The sequence below is a fragment of the Polymorphospora sp. A560 genome, from assembly GCF_045781765.1.
GTDB lineage: Bacteria > Actinomycetota > Actinomycetes > Mycobacteriales > Micromonosporaceae > Polymorphospora > Polymorphospora lycopeni.
Genome location: NZ_CP122282.1, coordinates 7,930,467 through 7,951,220 on the forward strand (window position 1 = coordinate 7,930,467; position 20,754 = coordinate 7,951,220).

The 20,754-nt window shown below is 71.8% G+C and carries 18 protein-coding genes; 14 read left to right on the forward strand and 4 right to left on the reverse strand.

Features of this window, described 5'->3' with window-relative positions; all coding sequences use genetic code 11:
• Positions 1-10: 10 nt before the first annotated feature.
• The 3 genes from QCD66_RS35660 to QCD66_RS35670 all read left to right on the forward strand — a co-directional run bounded on the left by QCD66_RS35660 (position 11) and on the right by QCD66_RS35670 (position 3,992).
• Positions 11-2,503, forward strand: coding sequence for a type IV secretory system conjugative DNA transfer family protein (locus QCD66_RS35660; protein WP_407567273.1), 2,493 nt, complete (start codon positions 11-13; stop codon positions 2,501-2,503).
• A gap of 216 nt (positions 2,504-2,719) precedes the next feature.
• Positions 2,720-3,595, forward strand: a complete 876-nt coding sequence (locus tag QCD66_RS35665) for a replication-relaxation family protein (protein WP_375733996.1) — start codon at positions 2,720-2,722, stop codon at positions 3,593-3,595.
• Positions 3,596-3,638: 43 nt separating this feature from the next.
• Positions 3,639-3,992, forward strand: a complete 354-nt coding sequence (locus QCD66_RS35670; protein ID WP_375733995.1) for a hypothetical protein — start codon at positions 3,639-3,641, stop codon at positions 3,990-3,992.
• A gap of 51 nt (positions 3,993-4,043) precedes the next feature.
• Here the strand turns inward: QCD66_RS35670 and QCD66_RS35675 are convergent, their stop codons facing one another.
• From QCD66_RS35675 to QCD66_RS35685, 3 genes are all read right to left on the reverse strand, one after another.
• On the reverse strand, positions 4,044-4,454 hold the full coding sequence (locus QCD66_RS35675) for a transposase (protein ID WP_375733994.1): 411 nt from the start codon (positions 4,452-4,454) through the stop codon (positions 4,044-4,046).
• 80 nt (positions 4,455-4,534) lie between these two features.
• The gene (locus QCD66_RS35680; RefSeq protein ID WP_375733993.1) at positions 4,535-4,837 is read right to left on the reverse strand and encodes a hypothetical protein; all 303 of its coding nucleotides are present in this window, start codon (positions 4,835-4,837) and stop codon (positions 4,535-4,537) included.
• Between the two features lie 427 nt (positions 4,838-5,264).
• A complete protein-coding gene (locus tag QCD66_RS35685) occupies positions 5,265-6,347 on the reverse strand; it encodes a hypothetical protein (RefSeq protein ID WP_407566953.1) in 1,083 nt (360 codons plus the stop codon).
• A 547-nt stretch (positions 6,348-6,894) separates the two neighbouring features.
• Between QCD66_RS35685 and QCD66_RS35690 the strand changes: the two genes are divergently transcribed.
• From QCD66_RS35690 to QCD66_RS35700, 3 genes are all read left to right on the forward strand, one after another.
• Entirely contained in the window at positions 6,895-7,650 is a 756-nt protein-coding gene (locus QCD66_RS35690; RefSeq protein WP_375733991.1) for a hypothetical protein, read from the forward strand.
• Between the two features lie 149 nt (positions 7,651-7,799).
• Positions 7,800-8,216, forward strand: a complete 417-nt coding sequence (locus tag QCD66_RS35695) for a hypothetical protein (protein WP_375733990.1) — start codon at positions 7,800-7,802, stop codon at positions 8,214-8,216.
• A gap of 347 nt (positions 8,217-8,563) precedes the next feature.
• On the forward strand, positions 8,564-9,601 hold the full coding sequence (locus QCD66_RS35700; RefSeq protein WP_375733989.1) for a hypothetical protein: 1,038 nt from the start codon (positions 8,564-8,566) through the stop codon (positions 9,599-9,601).
• A gap of 21 nt (positions 9,602-9,622) precedes the next feature.
• Here the strand turns inward: QCD66_RS35700 and QCD66_RS35705 are convergent, their stop codons facing one another.
• On the reverse strand, positions 9,623-10,174 hold the full coding sequence (locus QCD66_RS35705) for a hypothetical protein (RefSeq protein WP_375733988.1): 552 nt from the start codon (positions 10,172-10,174) through the stop codon (positions 9,623-9,625).
• A gap of 530 nt (positions 10,175-10,704) precedes the next feature.
• On the opposite strand from QCD66_RS35705, the gene QCD66_RS35710 reads away from it, so the two are divergent.
• From QCD66_RS35710 to QCD66_RS35745, 8 genes are all read left to right on the forward strand, one after another.
• A complete protein-coding gene (locus tag QCD66_RS35710) occupies positions 10,705-11,610 on the forward strand; it encodes a MarR family transcriptional regulator (RefSeq protein WP_375733987.1) in 906 nt (301 codons plus the stop codon).
• 91 nt (positions 11,611-11,701) lie between these two features.
• Complete coding sequence (locus QCD66_RS35715) at positions 11,702-12,379, forward strand: diguanylate cyclase domain-containing protein (protein WP_375733986.1); 678 nt, start codon at positions 11,702-11,704, stop codon at positions 12,377-12,379.
• A gap of 608 nt (positions 12,380-12,987) precedes the next feature.
• Entirely contained in the window at positions 12,988-14,016 is a 1,029-nt protein-coding gene (locus QCD66_RS35720; RefSeq protein WP_375733985.1) for a hypothetical protein, read from the forward strand.
• Between the two features lie 120 nt (positions 14,017-14,136).
• The gene (locus QCD66_RS35725; protein ID WP_375733984.1) at positions 14,137-14,733 is read left to right on the forward strand and encodes a hypothetical protein; all 597 of its coding nucleotides are present in this window, start codon (positions 14,137-14,139) and stop codon (positions 14,731-14,733) included.
• Positions 14,730-15,896 carry a M23 family metallopeptidase gene (locus QCD66_RS35730; protein ID WP_375733983.1) on the forward strand — a complete coding sequence of 389 codons (1,167 nt, stop codon included), beginning with the start codon at positions 14,730-14,732 and terminating at the stop codon, positions 15,894-15,896. The genes QCD66_RS35725 and QCD66_RS35730 overlap by 4 nt, the downstream gene beginning before the upstream one ends.
• A 3-nt stretch (positions 15,897-15,899) precedes the next feature.
• A complete protein-coding gene (locus QCD66_RS35735) occupies positions 15,900-16,904 on the forward strand; it encodes a hypothetical protein (protein WP_375733982.1) in 1,005 nt (334 codons plus the stop codon).
• Between the two features lie 544 nt (positions 16,905-17,448).
• Complete coding sequence (locus tag QCD66_RS35740; protein ID WP_375733981.1) at positions 17,449-18,597, forward strand: AAA family ATPase; 1,149 nt, start codon at positions 17,449-17,451, stop codon at positions 18,595-18,597.
• A 14-nt stretch (positions 18,598-18,611) separates the two neighbouring features.
• Positions 18,612-20,261, forward strand: coding sequence for a VWA domain-containing protein (locus QCD66_RS35745; RefSeq protein WP_375733980.1), 1,650 nt, complete (start codon positions 18,612-18,614; stop codon positions 20,259-20,261).
• The last annotated feature ends 493 nt before the right edge of the window (positions 20,262-20,754 follow it).

Below are 20,754 nucleotides of genomic sequence, written 5' to 3' on the forward strand. Positions count from 1 at the left end.
ACTGGACGTGATGAGCCCAGTGCTCACCGAGCTGTCACCGGCGCCCCGCCCCACCTTCGGGCCGGGCGCCGGTGTCGTTGCGCCGCCCGCCGATCCCACCGACGCTGTCGTCGACGCCGTCCTGTGGGTCGTACAGCGGCCGTGGCTGGCCGCCGTCGCCGCCGGCCTGCTGGTCCTCGCCGTCGCCGTACGCAACCTGGTCGAGTGGTGGCGGCACCGCCACCACGCCCGTGGGGCGCGGCTGGTCACGATCGCGCCGCCGCCCGAGGTCGACCCGCGCAGCGCGGCCGCGTGGTGGGCGAACCTCGCCGGCATCCTCACCCCGTCACGCCGGCGGCGGCTGCTCTACGGCACCCCGCACGTGGTGTGGCAGTACACCTGGTCCGGCCGGCAGCTACTCATCTCGATCTGGGTGCCCGGCACCGTCCCACCCGGCGCGGTCGAGGCGGCGGTCCGGGCCGCGTGGCCCAGCTCGGCCAGCACCACCGACGACACCCCGGGCCCACCGATCCCACTCCACGCGCATCCCGCCGCCGGGGGACACCTGCTACCCGTTCACGCGGAGTGGCTGCCGCTTTCGACCGACCACGACATCGACCCGCTGCGCCCGCTGATGTCCGCCGGGGCGCAACTCAAGACCGGCGAGTACGCCTGCGTGCAGGTCCTCGCCCGACCCGCCGCCCCACGACGGGCGGCACGGGCCCGCCGCGCCGCCGGCCGGCTACGGGCCGGCAAGACCGCGCTGCCCGCGGTCAACCCCGCCGCACCGCTGCTGTGGCTCCTCGACATCTTCATCCCCGGCAGCGGCGGGCAACGCGCGGCGCCCGCTACCGGGCGGGACCCGACGATCGAACGTGACGTGCGCGCGATCCTGGACAAGACCGCGCACCCGCTGTGGCAGACCGGCCTGCGCTACGCGGTCGCCACCACCAACACCCGGACCGGCGCCGACCCGCGCGGACGGCTACGCGGCATCGCCGACACCCTCGCCTCGGCGTTCGCGATCCACACCGGACGCAACCAGCTCACCCACCGCACCCGCATGACCGCCCCGGTGGCGGTCCTCGCCGCCCGCCGGCTCGGCCCCGGCTTCCTCACCTCCACCCCGGAACTCGCCGCGCTGGCCGCCCTCCCACAGGACCTCGCCGTGCCCGGCCTGGACCGGGCCAGGGCCGCGTCCATGCCCGCACCGGTCGCGGTCCCCGCCGGTGGACGCGGCGTGAAGATCCTCGGCGACGCCGAGATCGGCGGCCACAGCATCGGGCTGTCCGTCACCGACGCCCGCTACCACACGCACGTGATCGGCTCGACCGGCTCGGGCAAGACCACCCTGCTGGTCAACCTGGCCGTCGACGACATCCGCGCCGGCCGCGGCACCATCGTCATCGACCCGCACGGCGACCTCGTCACCGACATCCTCGACCGGCTACCCGCCAACGTCGCCGGCCGCGTCGTGCTGTTCGACCCCGACCAGGACAACCCGCCCACGCTGAACCCGCTGCAGGGCGACGACCCCGACCTCGTCGTCGACAACCTCGTCTCGATCTTCGGCAACATCTTCGCCAACGCCTGGGGCCCACGCATGGACGACGTCATGCGGGTGGCCTGCCTGACCCTGCTACGCCACAACAACGTCACCCTGCAGCACATCCCACCGCTACTCAACAGCCCCCAGTTCCGGGCCGCGATGACGGTCAACCTCGACGACCCGGCCGGCCTGAGCGGCTTCTGGCAGTGGTACGACGGCCTCAACGACTCCCTACGCTCGCAGGTCATCGGCCCGGTCCTCGCCCGGCTGCGGTCCTTCCTACTACGCGACTTCGTCAAGCGGACCATGCGCTACCCGAAGTCGAGCTTCGACATGCGCACGATCCTCGACGGCGGCGTACTGCTGGTCCGCATCCCCAAAGGCATCCTCGGCGAGGACACCAGCCGCCTACTCGGCTCCCTCGTCCTGGCACAGGTGTGGCAGGCCGCCACCGCCCGCGCCGCCACCACCCCCGAACGCCGCCGCGACGCCACCCTGATCATCGACGAGGCCCAGAACTTCCTCACCCTGGCCAACTCGCTGGACACGATGCTCGCCGAGGCCCGCAAGTACCGGCTCTCCCTCGTGCTCGCCCACCAGGACCTGGCCCAGTTCCCACGTGACCTGCTCGCCGCCACCTCGGCCAACGCCCGCAACAAGATCTACTTCACCTGCGCCCCCGAGGACGCGAAACTGCTCGCCCGGCACACCCAACCCGAACTCGGCGAGCACGACCTGTCCCACCTCGACGCCTACACCGCCGCCGCCCGCCTCGTCGTCGACGGCCGGCAGACACCGGCGTTCACCATGCGCACCCGGCCACCGAAACCGGTCGTCGGCGCCGCGACCGCCATCCGCCAGGCCGCCGCCGCGGCCGTACCGAGCCAGGACACCAGCGCCGTCGACGCACTCGTCGAACGGCTTACCCGCAAGCCCGGCGACCGCCGACCCCGGCCCAGCCGCGGTCCCGGCTGACCGGTCCGGTCCCGCTGTCAGCCGGTGGCGTCACCCGGGGCGTACACCGGCTCGTCACCCGGATCACCACAGGTCACCGCCGGGTCTGGTCGACCACCTCTGACCTGGGCTGTCAGTGCCGCACACGGCCCTGACAGACCCCACAGGCCGATCCCGCCCGTGCCAGACACCCTCCCGATCGGGAGGGAAACCTCTTCCTGCCTAGGAGCAACCCCCGTGTACTCCCGCGTCCCCACCGCCTCCAGCAAGCCCGACCCACTCGCGGTCTACGGCCGCATCGTCGCCCGCGACCGCGCCCTACTCGCCCTGCTCGCCGAGCACTACCTGCTGTCCACCGACCAGATCACCAGCGCCCTCTTCGACGGCCGGCGCACCGCCCAACGCCGGCTGACCATCCTGCACCGCCTCGACGTACTGCACCGCTTCGGCCGCAGCACCGCCCACGGCCGCCACGGCCCGCTGCTCTACACCCTCGGCCCAGTCGGTATGCAACTACACCCCACCACCTACCACGACCCCGACCACCCCGGCGCCAGGCCGCCACGCAGCTCCCTCGACCGCGCCAGACGCATCGCCGCCAGCAGCAAGATCAACCACCTGCTCGGCGTCAACCAGTTCTTCACCGACCTCATCGCCACCGCCCGCGCCACCCCCGGCGCCGACCTGTCACGGTGGTGGTCCGAACAGCACGCCACCACCGTCTACGCCCAGTCCGGCATCCGCCCCGACGGCCACGGCATCTGGACCACCGGAGGCACCTCGACCGGATTCTTCCTCGAGCACGACAACGACACCGAAAACCTCGCCCGCGTCGTGGCCAAGCTCCGCGGCTACGAACGCCTCACCGAGTTCGGCCCCCGCTACCCCGTCCTGTTCTGGGTCCCCACCCGACGCCGCGAAGCCAGCCTGCTCGGCGTACTCGCCGGACTGCGTACCGCCAGCCCTATCGCGACCGCCGTCCACGGCCCCGACCCGGCCGGACGGGTATGGACACTCGTCTCCGACCTGACCCACCGCCGGCACCTGCACGAACTGCCCTCCGACCACGGCCCCGACGCCGCCACCAACCCACAACGCTTCGACGACTGGTGAAAGGGGCCAAGGTTCGCCTCGCGAGAACTGCCAAGATGCGGGTATGGACGACACGTTGATCGTGCTGAGGCGAGAGTTCGAGGCCGCAGAGGGCAGCTTCCTGGCCCGCCTGCGGAGCGATCTTGTCTGGGATCGAGTGGCGTTCAGCCGGTTGGAACGCGCGATGCGGGTGGCCTGCGGGCAGTACGAAGGTCATGACGGTCTGCCCCGCTGGGTCGCTGAGGGGTTCTACGAGGTCTCACACGTCGTGGCCGAGTGGACCGCCCACCCGAACTTCCCTCGGCCGCACCCGGCGCACTACTACCAGGATTGTCTCGAAAGGATTCGGGAGCTGGCGGACTGGTTTTTCCGTGGCTGGCATGCCTACCAGGAGCTGCACGTGGCCTCTCCCGAGTAGACGGCCACTAAGCTTGTTCTTAACCTGCGCGTTGTTTGCGGGCGGTGATGCTCAGGTCGCGGACGGTGGTTTTCCCGACGTCGTGGCGGTGTGCGCGTAGGCGGTTCGGGGTGCCGGGCGGGCGTCCGGGCCCTGGTGGTGCGGGTTTCGGTGCACTGGTTGGTAGAGCGCTTTTGGCGCGGATGTTCCGGAAGGCTCGACGGACGCGGGCGGGGGTGAGGCGGCCGGGTCGGCCAGGCGGAATTCGGGTCCGTGTTTGGGTGGCCGGCCGGCCGCACCGGCCGTGCGGGGCGGTTTCGGTAGGCGTAGCACCCGGTCGGTGCGGATCCGGCCGAGCAACCGCACGGGCAGGTCGGCCAGCACGAACGCCAGCCTGGCCACGTCGTAGCCGGTATCGCAGACGATCAGGATCTCGGGATCGCCGTCGCGCCAGTGCCCGGCGCGGATCAGCCGGTCGACCACGCCGCGCAACTGGGCCGCGCGGGCAGCGGGGCTGCCCGCGCCGCGGTGAACCCGACAGAGGCCGATCGGACCGAACTTGATCAGTCGACGCACATCGCTTCGTGGGTGGTCTCGTAGACCCATGTGCCGCCCGGAGAGGCGTAGACCAAGCGGGTGCGATAGATCCCAGGGGTGCAGTCGGTGCCGACCGCGAGGATTGCCTCTCGGGCCTTCTGTATGGACTGGTCAATCGCGCCGTTGACGCTTTTGTCCACTCCAAAGCCAATTGCGCTGCGGGGAGTGTCGTAGTCGTTGGCGTGCGCGGCCACGGGCGTGACTACCAGGCCGAACGCCGCCACCGCCGAGACGAGGCCGAGCCGGCGGAGCCAAGATTCTCTCAGCATGCTTCTCCTTCCGAGACGAGCCCTTAGGTCGATTAATTTACGTTTTTGGATCTGTCAGTGCAAGGGAGAGTGTCGACCATTCACAAAGCGGCAGGTGGGGTGCTGCGTAAGGCGTGGGCCAGGGTCATTGCGTAGCGGGCTGGGCGGCGGGCAGTGACGCCACCAGGTAGACCGTCTCGCGGGTGCGTTTGCCGGCCACGGTGCGGGTGCGGGCCTCGCATGCACAGGGGCCCCACTTCGGGGAAAAGGGAACGCGGAAGCTCCACAGCCCGGTCGTCAGCCTTCATAGTTGTCACGATTGTCAGCGTTGAACCGTATGGGATCGGTTCGGACAAACTCCGGTGGAGTCATCGCCTCTGCCGAGCCGCAACCGCATGAGCCGAGACCACCGAGCCTGGGACGTGGTACGCCGCACGCAATGGCCAAGCTACTTCGATGCTATGTCGTGGAATGGGTCCCAGTGGGCTGCGTACCGCAACAGCGAGCGGGCCAGATCCGGGTGGGCCGCCGCCCACCGGGTGTCGAAGAGGAACCACTGGTCGAATCCGAAGAAGTCATCGATATGCCGCGAGACCTGCGCGATGTGGGGATCCAACTGGATCAGCGACCCGGCGGACGGCTCCGGGGCCAGCAGCCGCAGCATCTCCTGGTGGATGACGTGGTGCGTGGGCATCGTGTCGATGCTGGCAGGCGACGGGTCGTATCCGGGCAGCCGGACGTAGCGCTCCAACGCCACGCGGGCGTCGTCCTCCGCAGGGGCTACCAGGGCTCGCAGCAGCCGGGCGTCGTGCGGCCAGCGGCAGGCACCGGGGTCGTCAACGGCACGCAGGCTGGCGGCGAGGTCCGGCAGCGTTAGACCCGGAAAGGCAATGGCGCCGGCCAGGTCCAGGTTCCGATGGGTATCGGGCGATCCCCAGCACACGCGGACCGAGAAGACGGATTCCGGCCCGGGCGGGGCCAGCCGAACGGTACGAACCGGTACGCCATGACTGAAGACCGCACCGGGCTCGGCGGCGCCAGTCGGCAGCGGCCAGGTGTCGTACAGCAGGAACGCGATCCGGTCGGGTGACGCGGCAGCGGCCTGGTCGTCGACGAAGTAGTAGGCCAGGTCCACCTCGTCGTCGTCGGTACGCACGCGCAAGGCGTGCTCGCCGAGGCGGATGAAGGTGTCCTCGTCGTCCCCCTCGATCCAGAGATGCTCGTTGAGCAGCTCGCGCAGTTCGTCAACCGTCTCCGGCCTGGGCAGGCCCCGTTTCTGGACCTCCTCGAAGACCGAATCCAAGCCGTAGACGTAGCCGCCCAGCTCGCTGTCGATCCATCCGTCGGGGTCGTCACGGTCCCAGCCACGGCGGAACCAGTCGAGCACCGTCGCGTCGGGCACGGTGACCACCCGCTTACTGAACGGCGATCCGTCCCGCCACCGGCACACGAAGTACATGCGGCGAACTCTAGGCGAGCGGTCTACAGGGATGGGTGCCGCAGCGATCGGCTCGTCGCGGGTCCGGCGCACCGTGGGCAGCCGTTACCCCCGCCTCGTTGGACGGCGCTCGGAATCTCGGATGTCCGCCACCACACCCCCGGCATTATCGCGCCGACCGAAGGCCGAAAACAGGAACGGCTCCCGTCGGACGCTGGCCCATGACCGTTGTCGTACGGGCCTGAAACCCACAAGATCACCTGTGAGCGCGGTCAAATCTCACCGCGACGCGCCGATCGCAGCCCACAGTGTCGCGGAAAGTCTCACAGCACAGGTCAGCCCTACTTTCCGGCGATCATCGCGCCGTATCGGCCTGACAGATCAGGCCTCTACCGTTCACGGCACCAACAGCACCTCACATATCCCCACCGGTTCGGCCCCACCCGGGGAGTCACCGCCGCATTAACACGGCACGCCACGCCCACCCGCCTTCAAAGGGCCGGTCGGCATCGCGCCGCGCGGCGCCCCCTTGGTCGCGCCGATCCATCAGCACCACCCACATCCCGCAATCGACCCATGTACCCGGTGGGCCGGTCACCCCTGCGTGCCCAGACACGCGTACCAGCAAGGAGGAACCCTCATGGCCAAGACCCGCACCAGCAAGACCGCCCAGGCCGCCCCGGCCACCCCGGCCAAGCCGGCCAAGCCGGCCACCCCGGCGACGCCGACGGTGACGATCCGCACCATGATCGTCTGTGTTCCGGACGAGTTGCCCGGCGAGGCGCTGACGTCACGCCAGCTCGACCGCAACTTCGGTGTACAGGGCAACCTGTTGCCGCGTTTTTGGGCGTCCCAGGCCCTGCGCCTGTGGCACCACCGGCAGATGATCGGCCTGCGCAAGGGCCGCCCGGCCTGCTGCGCCGGCGGACCGGCACACCTGCTGGACCTGGCCGGCCTGCGCCAGGCGTTCGGTATGGGGGCCGGTATCCGGCACCAGCTGTTCAGCCGGGTCGTCCACGGCACCGCGCCCGCCACCCCGTGGCACGTCTACGAGGCCCGCCACCTGGCGGACCCGGACGCCTACACCGGCGAGGCCGCCGTGGCCGACTTCAAGAACCAGCCCCGGGTCAACGCGATCCGGATGCACAACGCCGCCACCTACGGTGCCGGGCAGATCCCGCTCGAGGAGCTGGAGATGTTCCAGGCGGGCTGCATGGCCTACCAGCACTACAGCGCGTCCACCGCCCTCGCGGGCGACGCGCTGATCACCGTCGAGGGCGCGAAGCTGGCTCCGGCCAGCGACGCGATGGCCGACCGGGTCACCTACCTCGAACAGGCCAACCGCCTGCTCGACGGCATCGACCCCGAACAGCGGCTCCTCGCGGTCTCGCTCTAGTCCGACCCGCACCGCCCGCTACCTGGGCGTGCGTCAACCAGTGGAACCGATCGGGCCAGCGGCTGCCATCCCTGTACCCGAAGGATGCGCGCTGCTGCCCGGTCGGCCCCACCCCACCCGCCATCTCGCCTGCAGAAGGAGACTCCACCATGATCTCGGTCTTCCGGTTCCCGCTCGCCGACGTCCTGGACCTCGCCGAGCACGCCGTCGCCGCGACAGAACACGCCGACCCGGTCTGTGACGAGCCGTCCGGGCCCGCGCTGCTGCTCGTCGGTGACGACGGCGTCTACCTGATGTCCAACGGCCTGCCGCAGCCGCCGCCGGCCCCGGGCCAGCCGCCGGCCTCCACCGTCCGCGCGGTGTTCGCCGACCGGCTCGGCCGCGACCAGCCGGACCCCGACGGCGACGACCTGCTCGTCGCGCTGCCGCTGCGCCAGCCCGGCACACACCTCATCGAGCGGCTACGCGCCGCCGCCGGCACCGGCCGCAACTCGGTGATCGTCACCATCCTCGGCCGCCAGGTCACCGTCTCGGCCGCCCACGTGCCCACACCACGCCAGGCCTGAACCATGCCGGCCGCCCCCGGCGCAGGGGCGCCGCTCGCGCCACCAGCCCGCGAGACGGCCTGGCCTCCCCGGCTTCCATGACCAGCTCGACGCCGGCCCGGCAGCCCGCCGGCTGGCACCGCACCCACCAGGCCTACGGCGATCCGAACGCGTTCGCCTGTCGCCGCCCGTCTTTAAGGAGAAGCAGCATGATCCAGATCCCGGTCTGTCCTGTGTGTAGGGAACCCGTGGTAGACCAGCCCGCTGTCCGCTGGAGCAGCGGATTCCGCGGCGGTGCGGTCCCGTGGTGGCACCTCGCGGACGACACGCCTATCTGCTCCACCGGCGGCGGACGCCCTTCGCACGCCGTGTTCGTCGAGGAGACGGTGCCGGCCGACGAGGCCTCCAGCGCCTGGCTGGCGATGATGCGCGACCTGTTCGCGGCCGACGGCCGATTCAGCCCCGCCCGCCTGGGCAGCGCCGTGGTCGCCGCCGGGCACCTCAACCACTGGCTACACACCGCCACCGGCCCCTTCAGCGCCTCGACGGCCCTGCCCACGCCCTCCGACGTCGCCTTCCTCCTCGGTCACCTGTTCCGCACCTCACGGCTGCTCGCCCGGGTGCACGCACAGACCGGGGACCACTTTTTCGGCCAGGTCCGCCAGCCACACTTCACCGGCCTCGACGCCGACAGCGACATCCGGGGCGACCTCATCGACGCCGCCGACGAGGTCGAGGTGCTGCTACGCGAGGCCGCGGACTCGTCCACGGACACGGCACGAGCCGCCGGCAGCGCCTGGTCCCTCGTCCGCGACATCGCAGCCGCGACACCAGCTGCGGCCGGTCCCGTGCCGCCGGCTCCCGCACACGGCGCTCCGGTCGTCGAGGGCAGGGTCCGCCGGGTCCTGAACAGGCTCCGCCGGCACTGGCGGTGGACGGTGCCCGCCCCGGGATGGCGTCGCCGGTCCGGGGACGCCGACGAGGCGACGGCTGCCGCCTGTGCGGCGTCCGGAGCGTCGCTGGCCGATCAGATCGGTGTGGCCTTCGGCGGCGGGGCGACCTTCGGCCCCGAGCTGACCCGGACCGCCGCGGAAGCCACCGGCACCCTCGTGACCTACCTGGCAACGTGCCTCGGTCCCGCCCGGTCCGCCGCCATCCCCACGTCAGGAGATCTCGCCGGGGTCGCCACCTCGCTGACCCACCTGACACACAGCCTGGTCAGCGGACTACGGCAGCTCGCGGACAGCCCACCCGGCAGCGAGAGCGACGGCCTCGACGAGACCGACGCCGCGGCGATACGGGCGTCACTGACCGATGCGGCCGAAGCACTGCGGATCGCCGCTGGGCACCTCGCCGCCGTCTCCTACACCGCCGCCGGCCCCGACCTTCCGCAGCAACGGCAGTGACCGTTCAGCCCGCGATGGGTGTCATCGGTACGGGATCACGATGGGCTCATCTTGGCCCCGCGCGTCGGTGACGGTGACGTGCCCGGGCCCGGCGGGGCCGTTGCAGTCCGGGCCGTGCAGGTCCAGGGATGCCAGGTCGGCGGCGATGACCTGGCCCGGGCCGAAGTAGGCGTCGTCCAGCTCGAAGGACACGCGTGTCCCCGCCCCTGGCGGCGGGTCGATGCCGCGGGGCTCCGCGACTGGGTGCAGGCCGGCGAGTTCCTGGCAGAGGCCGTGGCCGTCCCGCCACACCTCGACCACGGTTCGTGAACTGACAGCCGCCGCTGCGGCGCTGATCCACCGGACGGGCCCGAGCAGCGACCCGTTGTAGCCCAGGCGTACGGAGCCGGACTCGTCCAAGGCATCGGCTTGATCGTCGGTGACCACGAAGGCAAGGTCACCGGTGATCTCGGCCGTCGCGTGCGGGGTATGCGGCGCGGCAACCCGCGTGGCCGGGTGCAGCGCATGCGCCAGCACGCTGCTCAGCACACGGGTGGCGAGGTCAGGGCTGCCTCGACCGGCGCCGAAGTACATGGCGGGCCATCTCTTCACGGACTCGTCGAACTCGACGACCTCGATACGGTCCGCGCTGTACCCGTTCCCCTCCACCGAATCACAGTACTTTCCCCGACGGGCCCTACAGCCCCGCGAGCAGCGCCGATAACCACTACGGGCCGCCGCTGCTGATGGCCAGCGTCCTCCTCACCGGCTGCCCGTCATGCGGAAGGTTCGGGCGTGTGCAGCCCGCGTGAGGGTGACCGCCCAGTGGTGCATGGCAGCCCGCGGCCCCGCCGACGCCCGCACCTGCAGGCCCCCATGCGAGCAGGCGTCACGCCTGCCCGCCTGCCCGGGCACACGTCCCGATCGCACCGCCTTGCGCGGCTCAGGCGAACCCCCGGGTCGGCGGCGTGGGCGCACCTGCGGTCGCCGCCGGCCAGGCCGAGCCAACTTCGGCTTCGGCGGCATCCCGAGATCCGGTCACCGCACTTGATCCGCGGCGCCGTCGAAGCGTGCATCAGTGCACGCCGATCCCATCAGCTCGACCAGAGAAAGAGAGGCAACAGATGGAAAACCCCACGTCAGGTAACACCCCACCCACCACCCTGGACAAGGTCGCCGCCGCCATCGCGGAACTCGGCGAGGCCACCGCGGCCGCGATCGCCGCCCACGCGGGCATCGGCTACTCGACCGCGACCAAGCGGCTACGCGCGCTGGAGGACGCCGGCCTGGCGCAGCCGTTCCGCGCCGACGACGGCCGCACCCTGTGGAAGCCCGTAGGGAGTACCGGCAGCGGCGGCGAAGGCGTCGACGAGCGACCCGACGGCGAGCCGTCGTCCGGGCAGCCGGAGCCCACCGGCCCCCACGCCCCACCAGAAGCGGCTCCGGACGACGACAGCAGCGGGCCCGAAAGCGTCGAGCACGACCACGTCACCTCGGCCGGGCAGACCGACGACGAGACGGCGCACCCGTCGGATCCCACCGCGCCGGCAGCAAACCCCGAGCCGGACGGCGAGAAGCTCGCCGCCGTCGGCGAGCCGCAGGACGTCGCCCCCGCCGTGCCCGGCGCACCGGACGCCGGGAACCAGGACGAGCCGGCAGTCCCGGCAGCCGCCGAAGAGCCGGCCACCGAAGGCGACGGCCGACGAGCCGACCTCGATCAGCCGGTGCCCGCCGACGGTATGCCGCAACCCACGCCCGCGCTGGTCGAGCAGGCCGCGACGGGCAAGGCGCGTCGGGCGGGCGGCAGCCTGCGCGGCGCGATTCTCGACGTCTTGGAGGCCGACCCGGACCGGCAGTTCAAGACCAGCGAGCTGTGCAAGGCGATCGACAAGGCCAACGAGGGCACCGGCGCGGCGAAGGCCAGCGCGGGCGCGGTCGTCAACGCCTTGCACAAGCTCGTCACCGCCGGTGCGGCGATCCAGACCGTGGAGCGGCCGGCGACGTTCCGGCTCGCCCCGAAGACCGCCTGACCCCGACCTGTCGGTAGCCCGGGGCGGGCGTCGAAGTTTGGCGGCTTGCCGCCCGCCCCAGTGCTCCCTTTCCACAGAGGAGCGATGCCCAGTGTCCCACCTGCACTCCTACCTCAGCGCAGCCGGCGGCATCCTCGCCGGCCTCGCCGCCGCCGGACCGCTACTCGGCTGGCAGCGGCGGGTACTCCGCCGGCAACGGCAGGCGATCGCCAGCCGGGAGCGTGACCTGACCCGGTGGCGCCGCCTGGCCATGCGCAACGACACCAGCGGCCTGCCGAACCGGCGGGCCCTGCTGGCGCATCTCGACGCCACTCTCACCCTCGGCGAGCCGCTCGGGGTCGTCCTGCTCGACCTCGACCGGTTCAAGGCGGTCAACGACGTCCTCGGCCACGAACTCGGTAACGACCTACTGTCCGAGGTCGGTCGCCGGCTGAGCGCCCTGCCACCGCCGGTGGCGCTGGCCGTGCACCTGTCCGGTGACGAGTTCGCCCTCGTCGTGCACGGCGACGGCACCGACACCGACGCCTCCGCCCGGGCCGCCTACGACCGGATCGCGGGGCAGGCCTTCGACATCGCCGGCCGGTGGGTCGCGGTCTCCGCCAGCGTCGGCTACGCCGTCGCCGTGCCGGGCATGGGCGCCCGTGATGTGCTGCACGCGGCGGACCAGGCCATGTACCTGGCCAAGCGCGGCGAGGGCGGCGTGTGCCCGTACACGCCTGACCGTGACGGTGACCAGACGCCGCCCGGCCGGTACCGCGACCTGCGGTAGCCGCATCCCCTTCTCCGGGACGAGCCCACATCCGCGCCCGACGACTTGACCTTGGCCAAGAGATAAGCGTCGATCGACACGGTCATCGTTCAGCCCGCCATCAGGCACGACCTCGCCGGCACCACCCGGCCGCTGCTCCCTGCCCGCAAACCATAGGAAAGGTCGCCCCGCATGTCCGACCGCAGCCGAATCCGCCCCTCCCACCGCGCCCTCGTACCCGCCGACGTCACCGACCCGCTGCTGTGGCGCCTCGCCGTCGACGTCCTCACCGCCCACCAGCCCGGCCCCGACAACCGGTGCACCAACCTGCAGTGCACCGACCAGGCCGGGCCGTGCCCCGCCGCGACGCGGGCACAGCAGGCGATGCGCGCCGCCCGGACCACCACGCCCCAGGTGCGGCGCCACTCCAGCCCAGCAGCCGTGGTCACCGGCCGGGCCGCCGTCGCGCACCGCCGTGAGCCGGGCGGATTCATCGGCTGGTTCAACCGGCATCACCCATCTGCGGTCGCGGCTGCCACGCCGGACTCCCGGCGCCGCACTGGCCGCCGCGTAGCCCGCCGTGGCTTCAGCCCGCCGCCCGCAGCCCATTTAGCCCACAGGAGGAACACATGCCCTTCCGCACCGAGCACACCCTCGCCGGCTACGCGCGAGTCGCCGTCGAGATGAAGACCCGCATGCGCGATTACTGCGCCACCATCGCCAGCGACCAGTACGCGAGGGCGTTCGTCGAGGCCCGCTGGGCAGCCCTGCCGCCCACGGGCGACGAGGCCCGCCGCACCGACAAGCTCACCGCCGTGCTCAACCAGGCGAACAGCACGGTGTGGGCACACGGTGAGGCGTACGTACTCGCCCCGGCCATGACCGCCGTCATCGCCGCCGCCGCGCAGGCCCTCGACCTGTCCGGCGAGCTGCTCACCGCCGACGCCGCCCCCACCGACACCGGCGTCCTCTTCCTGCCCGAACCGATCTACCACCGCAACCCGGCAGGCCACGTCAGCGGCATCGCGGCCATCACCTGGGCCACCGTCGCCTCCCCCTCCGGACAGTCCTGGCTGATCTGCGGCTGGGCCAACCGCGACGACCCCGAAGACCCCCACGCCGCCCGAATCCGCGACTACGCCCGCCAGGACCCGACCCTGCCCGCACGGCTCGGCCCCTACGTCCTCACCGTCCTCGACGTCCTACCGATCGCCAAACCGGTACCGGCCATCACCCAGCCTCATGTCGACGAGCCCGACCGCGACTGGCAGACCGCACCCGACGGCCGCTACCTCATCACCAGCGACACCGCCCGCGTGTGCGCCGCGATCGCGTACGCGTTCTGGCGCATCCAGGCCCAACCGATCAGCGTCTGCGCGCCCGCACCCCTGGACCGGCCCGCCCGCCGACGCGCCGTACGCGCCCGCATCGTCCACGCCACCCGCGTCGTGATGCTGCGCCGCACCTCCCCCATCACCGAACCCGCCGGCGGCCCCCCAAAGTGGCACTACCGGGTCCGGTTCCTCGTACGCGGCCACTGGCGCCGCCTCACCAACAGCCACGGCCAGGCATACCGGATCTGGATCCACGCCCACATCAAGGGACCCGACGGCGCGCCGCTGCTGCACGGCGAGAAGGTCGCCGTCCTCACCCGCTAACTCCACCCATCACACCACCCGACGACCGCGCGGCCAACCAACCGGTAGCCGCGCGGTCGTCGCCGTGCCCCCCACCCGAACCCGGCTCTCGACTACCGCTCATGGCAAGGAGACAGCTCCGTGGGAACCCCCTGCTACGTCGGCATTGCCAGTCCTCACCAGCCGCACCTCATCCACGCCCGCTACGTCCACTTCGACGGCTACCCCAGCTCGCTGCTCGCGCGGCTACGCGGTATCTGGGCGGGCGTGGCCCGCCGCGACACGAACGCGCTCACCGGCGCGGTCCTCGCCCACGACTGGGCGTACCTCGACCCCGAGGTCACCGCGACCACCACCTACGGACCCGGCGGCATTCCCACCCAGCGGCCGGTGCCCGGCGTCGGGATGACCCTCGGCACCCTTGAGCCCGACGGGTTCGAGCCGGTCACCGTCTTCCCGCTCAGCCTCGCCGCCGACCTCGGCGCCTCGTGGATCTACGTCATCGACCCGGCCAGCGACACCGTCGCCGTGTACACCGGCGACGGCGAGCCGGCCGCCGTCCATCCCCTCGCCCCGATCCCCATCGCCGCGCACCCGCTACAACCCCTTGTCAGGAACGGGTTCTCGCCCACCACCGCCAACACCAGCGCCCGCCGGACCCCGACACCCGGACAGGGTGACGCGGGGCGCCCGCGCCCCTGCCGGCCGCCCGCCGGACGATGCCGGCGGACGCGATGACCCTGCGATCGCTGCTGTCCCTTGCCGTAGCCGTCATCGCGGCGTTCGTCCTGTGCGCCGGTGGTCTGGCCGGTCTCGTCGGCGGCGGAACCGCGACCGCCGGGTGCGTTCCGACGGCGTTTTCGGCCTCCGCCGCGTCGCCGGTGGTGTGGCCTGCCGTCGGCGGCTGGGACAGCGACCAGGTCGGCAACGCCGCCACGATCGTGGCCACCGGCAACCGGCTCGAGGTACCAGCCCGCGGCTGGGTCATCGCGGTCGCCACCGCCATCCAGGAGAGCGGCCTGCGGAACCTGGCCGGCGGCGACCGGGACTCGGTCGGCCTGTTCCAGCAACGCCCCAGCCAGGGCTGGGGCACCCCCACCCAACTCCAGGACCCCGCCTACGCCTCGCAGGCGTTCTACCGGAAGCTCGTCACCGTCGCCGGCTGGGAGACGATGCCGCTCACCGACGCCGCCCAGGCCGTGCAGGTCTCGGCATACCCACACGCCTACGCCAGGCACGAGAACGCCGCCACCGACCTCGTCACCACCATCGCCGACACCCTCGACCTCCCCGCCGACGGTCTCGCCGGCTGCGCCACGACCGGGCCGTGGACCGCACCGGTTCACGCGCCCCTCGTCTCCGGGTTCCGTGTACCCGAGCGGCCCGGCCACGACGGGGTCGACCTCGCCGCACCACGCGGCACCCTCATCCGCGCCGCCGCGGCCGGCACCGTACGCACCGTGGCCTGTAACGCGGTCCACGCCGACAGCGGCGCGGACTGGGGCTGCGACCGCGACGGCGACCCCGTCCGCACCCGCGGCTGCGGCTGGTACGTCGACCTCGAACACCCCGCCGGCCTGCTCACCCGCTACTGCCACATGGACCAGCCACCCACCGTCCGCCAAGGGCAGCAGGTCGCCGCCGGGCAGCCGCTCGGCGTCGTCGGCTCCACCGGCCACTCCAGCGGCCCGCACCTGCACTACGAGGTCCGGGTACACCGGCCGGCACACGACAACCGGGCCCACGGCTACGAGCCGGTGGACCCGGTCGCCCACCACAGCCGGGTGGGAGCACCACTGGGGCATCACCCGCCACCCGGCGGGCCGCCGCCCCGCCCGTTCCAGTCCCACCGCCCTCGGCCATCTCGGCCGAGGGCTTCTTCGTATAGGAGCAAGGAGTAGCACGTGACCAGACAGCTCTGGTTCGACCTGCGGGAGACCCTCCGGCAGGCCGAAACGACCATCGCCGGCCCGACCGGCGAGCCGGGGGAGCCGTGGCTCGTCGTGGACACGGCCGCCGGCCGGCTGTGGTTCACCCCGGTCAACGCACCCCGTCCCCGGTCAGCGACCGTCACCGCCGTCCACGACGACGGGCCACGACCTTCGCGTCCGTGGCCGCCGTACCGGCAGCCCTTGACCGAACCCGGCCCCGACGACACCAGCCTGCTCGACCGGCTCCACGCCGCCGCCCGCGAGGGACACCGGTGGCTCGTGATCGACCCGACGACGCCGCCCCAGCTACACACCGCCGCCGCCTACGACACCGCCACGGTGCCGGCGACAGCGACCTGGACACCGGCCTACCTCGCGGCCGGGGAACTCGGCCCGTACCCGGGCGAGATCGCCGCCGGCTACCAGTACAACGGCTGCGTCATCGCCCGCTTCCGCCTCGAAGCCGTCGAGCGGATCGCCGCCGACGCCCACGCCCGCACCTGGCCCGGCCAGACCGCCGACCTGCTGGTCCGACGCGGCTACGGCAACCGCACCGAGGTGTTCATGGCACACGCGGCCGGCAGCATCGACGCCCCCACCCCTGGGCAGCCCGAGGTGGGAAACGAAACCCTCAGGATGCGGCGTGTCACCGCCGTCACCGACGGCTGGTACGTCCTCGTTAGCGACCTCTGTTCGTGGCGACAGGTCGACCCACCCATGGTGCAGACACGACATCACCGACACGCCCCCGAGCAGGACCTGTTCGAGCCGGACGGGCCACACGGCAGCCGGTGCACGGTGTGCGGGGCGACCGGCTACGACATCGCCGACCAGGCGCTGCCGTCGATGGCCGGCTACGGCAGCGACACCACGACCTGGTGCCGGATCTGCCGGTCCAGCGAAAGCCTATTGCAGGAGATCGGCTGGGTTAACCGCCGCGCCATGTGGCCACCCTCGATGGACGCCTGGACGGGTTAGTTATCCACAGCGGTTGCCCACAGGCGGATCCGCCCGTGGACAGGCCTGTCGTAAAAGGGGCGGCGCGGCGGCCGGCGACGGGATCCGTCCCGATCGTCGTGCCACCGCCCGGCCAGGCCGGGCAGAAGCCACCGACCCGCGCCACGACCGTCCGGGGCGCGGTGTCCCGCCGGTGATGGCTCGACCGGTGAGCCCTGTCCGCAGCCACTAGAACCCCCGCGCAGGGCCGATGCCGTTCCCGATCCCAGCCGCCGCGCCGAACGGTAGGCGCCCGACCTGAGTACCGCTCCGCGTAGCCGCCGCTCGGCTACGCGCGCTCTTCCCACCCGCAGCGGATCAACCACCGCCGCCGCGCGCCCCGGGAGGGCGCGCGGCGGCTTTCAACGCCGAAGGAGCACCCCATGTCACACCAGAAACAGTCCCGCCACGACCGACGCCCCACCGGGCAGCCGCCGACGTCGGGCCGCGACCGCGACGACTTGAGCACCCCCAGGCCGGCAGGTATCGGTTGCACGCCGCCCGCAGCCACTGTTGGAGGTGCCCGGTGACCACCCCCACCCACCCCGCCAAGCCGAAAGCCAAACCACGCCCGATGTTCTGGCCCGTGGTCAACCTCCTCGCGGACGAGCCGAGCCGCGCCTTCTCCATCACCGACATCGGCAAGGCGTTGCCCGGCCGGTCGTCCGGCGCCATCGGCTCAGCCCTGAACCGGCTCACCGATCGCGGCTGGGCCACGATGTCCGCCGGCCCGCCCCGCCGGTACACCATCACCGCGCTCGGGCTGGCCGCGTTCAAGGCCCGCGCCGGCTACGGCGCCATCCCCACCCCAGCCGCCGCCCTCACCCCTGCCCCGGCGGCGCCAGCGGCGGCTCCGGGCGGGCCGGTGCCGCCACGGCCCGGCGCCGTACTGCGCCCCAACGGCGACTGGTACCTGCCCCGCCAGCTCGGCGATGGCACCGACATCGAAGTCCTCCGCAAGCTACGCGGCGACAAGATCGCCGTCCTGCTCTACGGGCCGCCCGGCACCGGCAAGACCAGCCTCATCGAGGCCGCCTACCCCGACGCGATCACCGTCGCCGGCCACGGCGACACCACCGTCGAGGACCTCGTCGGAAACTACGTCCCACTACCCGACGGCGGATTCGAGTTCTCCCACGGCCCCCTCGTCACCGCCATGCGCGAAGGCCGCGCCCTGTTCATCGACGACGCCACCCTCATCCCACCCCGCGTACTCGCCGTCCTATACCCCGCGATGGACGGCCGCGCCACGATCACCATCACCGCCCACCACAACGAGACCGTCACCGCCACCGACGGCTTCTTCGTCTGCGCCGGCCACAACCCCGGCGTCCACGGCGCCATCCTCACCGAAGCCCTCGCCAGCCGCTTCTCCGTCCACATCGAGGTCACCACCGACTTCGACCTCGCCCGCTCCCTCGGCGTCCCCCACGGCGCCATCGACGCCGCCATCACCCTCAACCAGCGACTGAGCAAGCACGAGATCGACTGGGCACCCCAACTACGGGAGCTGCTGGCGTTCAAGCGCATCGCCGCGAGCCTCGGCCTGCCCGCGGCGGTGGCGAACCTGGCCGCGATCGCGCCGGAACCCGACCGGCCAGCGGTCGTCGAGGCCCTCCAACGCGCCTACCGCGGCGCCGCGATCACCCCACTCACCCTCGGCAAGCAGAAGTAGAGGCAGCCCCTTCCATGACCAGCGTTTCCGCACACGTCGTCACCTCCGGCACCAGCCCAACCCCAGCAGCGACCACGGCGGCGGCCACGTCGCCGTGGGATCCCTGGTCGGTGGCCTGGACCAGGCACGCCGCGCGGCTCACCAGCCGCACCGACGCCCACGTCACCGTCGCCCCCGCCGCGGCCGGCGGCTCACCAGGACGCAGCTACCCGGCCACCGCCCAGATCCAGATCGACGCCGACCTCATCCCCGACCCGGCCATCGCCGACCCCCGCCGCTCCGTACACAGGGCAAGGGCGAAGGCTCCCGTCGCCTACGGGGTCCTGCTCCACGAATGCGCCCACGTCATCCACTCCAAGTGGGACCCGCCGCCCAGCGTGCCACCCGTCGTCCGCGAAGCCGCACTCCTACTTGAGGAATCACGGATCGAAGCCCGCTACCGCGCGGCCCGGCCCCGAGACCGCCGGTGGCTGCGCCGCGCCGTCACCAGCATCATCGACCCCACCGACACCGCCACCGACACCACATGGAGCGCCGCCTACGCCGCCGGCCTGCTCCTCGCCCGCGTCGACGCGAAGATCCTCTACAACGGCGACGTCCGCGAACCACGACGCGCCATCACCAAAGTCCTCGGCCGCAAGCTCCTCAAAGGCCTCCGCACGATCTGGCAAGAGGCCCAGACCGTCGACGACACCGACGTCGACACCATGGTGACCCTCGGCGAGCGGTGGTGCCGACTGCTCGGCATCGACCCCACCACCAGCCCCGACCTGCCCGCCGACGACGCCGCCACCAGCACCATCGCCGCGACGATCGTGATCGCCCTCGACACCATCCGCCTCAACCCCACCGACACCCCACAACCCGCACACGACAGCACACGGACCGGCGGACCCGGCCGCCACGTCGACACCGACACACCGATCACCTGGCAGGAACGCGAACCGACCGACGCCGAACATCACGCCGTGAACCGGCTCACCGCCCTGCTCCGACGCGCCCGCCACCGCGAACCCGTCCGCACCACCCAGCCCAGCACCAGCCCACCCGGACGGCTACGCACCCGCGCCGCCGTCACCCTCGCCGCCCAACGAGCCACCGGCGCCACCCCCACCGCCCAACCCTGGCAACGCACCGTACGCAGACCCGTCCCCGACCCCGAACTGACCGTCGCGATCCTGATCGACGCCTCCGGCTCCATGCACGACTTCGCCGCCCCCATGTCCTCCGCCGCGTGGATCGTCGCCCAAGCCGCTACCCGCGCCGGCGCCACCACCGCCACCCTCGCCTACGGCGACCGGATCACCGTCCTCATCCCACCCGGCCGCAGACCCACCAAGGTCCGCGACATGCGCGCCGACGCCGGAACCGAGAGGTTCGTCGAGGCCTGCGCCGAAGCCGACCGGCTCCTGCACCTGTCCACCCCTGGCACGGCACGACTACTCGTCGTCGTCTCCGACGGCCACTACGTCAACCCCGACCAAGCCCAAGCCACCATCACCAGCCTCCACAAGACCGGATGCGCCGTGCTGTGGCTCGCCCCCGCAAACCACCACTGGCCTACCAGGGCTTACGACAACACGACCATCATCATGGTCGAGGACCCCACCACCTGTATCAACCTCATCGGCCAGGCAGCCATCGAGGCGCTCGCCGCCGCCTGACCCGGCAGGCCTTCATGTGCTGATCGAGAGTTCGAGGAGGCCGCTCCAGCCCTCTGCCCCAGGGCGGCCTCCTCATAGGCGTGCGGCCACGGCCGACGAGAGTTCTCCGACACGCGCACCCTGTCCATCCCCACTGGCATCAACGTCCCCGACGCCGCCGCTGGCGCCTGGACCAGCCGGCGCGCTTCACCACCGAACCACCTATGCCGTACCGACCTGCGCGCAGTCCCCCGGAAGCGTTCGCTCGAGGGGCACTGATCACAACGTAGTCGCCTGAAAGTCAGTCAGGGATGGGACGCCGGAATTCGGCGTCCCATCCCCGCCCTGGGAGCCGGCATAGTCGTCATAGCCGCCCTACACATCCTGTTGGGTGCGCCTACACTAAGCAGCCCGGACCGGATGTCCTCCATGCCTTCGGGCGCTGGTGTCCGGCGTTGGTGTAGTAGCTGACCATGCTCATGCAGCGACCTGCATCATGCCAACGAGCGCCCGC

Excerpts from the sequence above, each read along its gene's own strand:
- QCD66_RS35660 (WP_407567273.1), top strand. The coding sequence starts at position 11 with ATGAGCCCAGTGCTCACCGAGCTGTCACCGGCGCCCCGCCCCACCTTC.
- QCD66_RS35670 (WP_375733995.1), top strand. The coding sequence starts at position 3,639 with ATGGACGACACGTTGATCGTGCTGAGGCGAGAGTTCGAGGCCGCAGAG.
- QCD66_RS35680 (WP_375733993.1), bottom strand. The coding sequence starts at position 4,837 with ATGCTGAGAGAATCTTGGCTCCGCCGGCTCGGCCTCGTCTCGGCGGTG.
- QCD66_RS35690 (WP_375733991.1), top strand. The coding sequence starts at position 6,895 with ATGGCCAAGACCCGCACCAGCAAGACCGCCCAGGCCGCCCCGGCCACC.
- QCD66_RS35695 (WP_375733990.1), top strand. The coding sequence starts at position 7,800 with ATGATCTCGGTCTTCCGGTTCCCGCTCGCCGACGTCCTGGACCTCGCC.
- QCD66_RS35705 (WP_375733988.1), bottom strand. The coding sequence starts at position 10,174 with ATGTACTTCGGCGCCGGTCGAGGCAGCCCTGACCTCGCCACCCGTGTG.
- QCD66_RS35710 (WP_375733987.1), top strand. The coding sequence starts at position 10,705 with ATGGAAAACCCCACGTCAGGTAACACCCCACCCACCACCCTGGACAAG.
- QCD66_RS35720 (WP_375733985.1), top strand. The coding sequence starts at position 12,988 with ATGCCCTTCCGCACCGAGCACACCCTCGCCGGCTACGCGCGAGTCGCC.
- QCD66_RS35730 (WP_375733983.1), top strand. The coding sequence starts at position 14,730 with ATGACCCTGCGATCGCTGCTGTCCCTTGCCGTAGCCGTCATCGCGGCG.
- QCD66_RS35745 (WP_375733980.1), top strand. The coding sequence starts at position 18,612 with ATGACCAGCGTTTCCGCACACGTCGTCACCTCCGGCACCAGCCCAACC.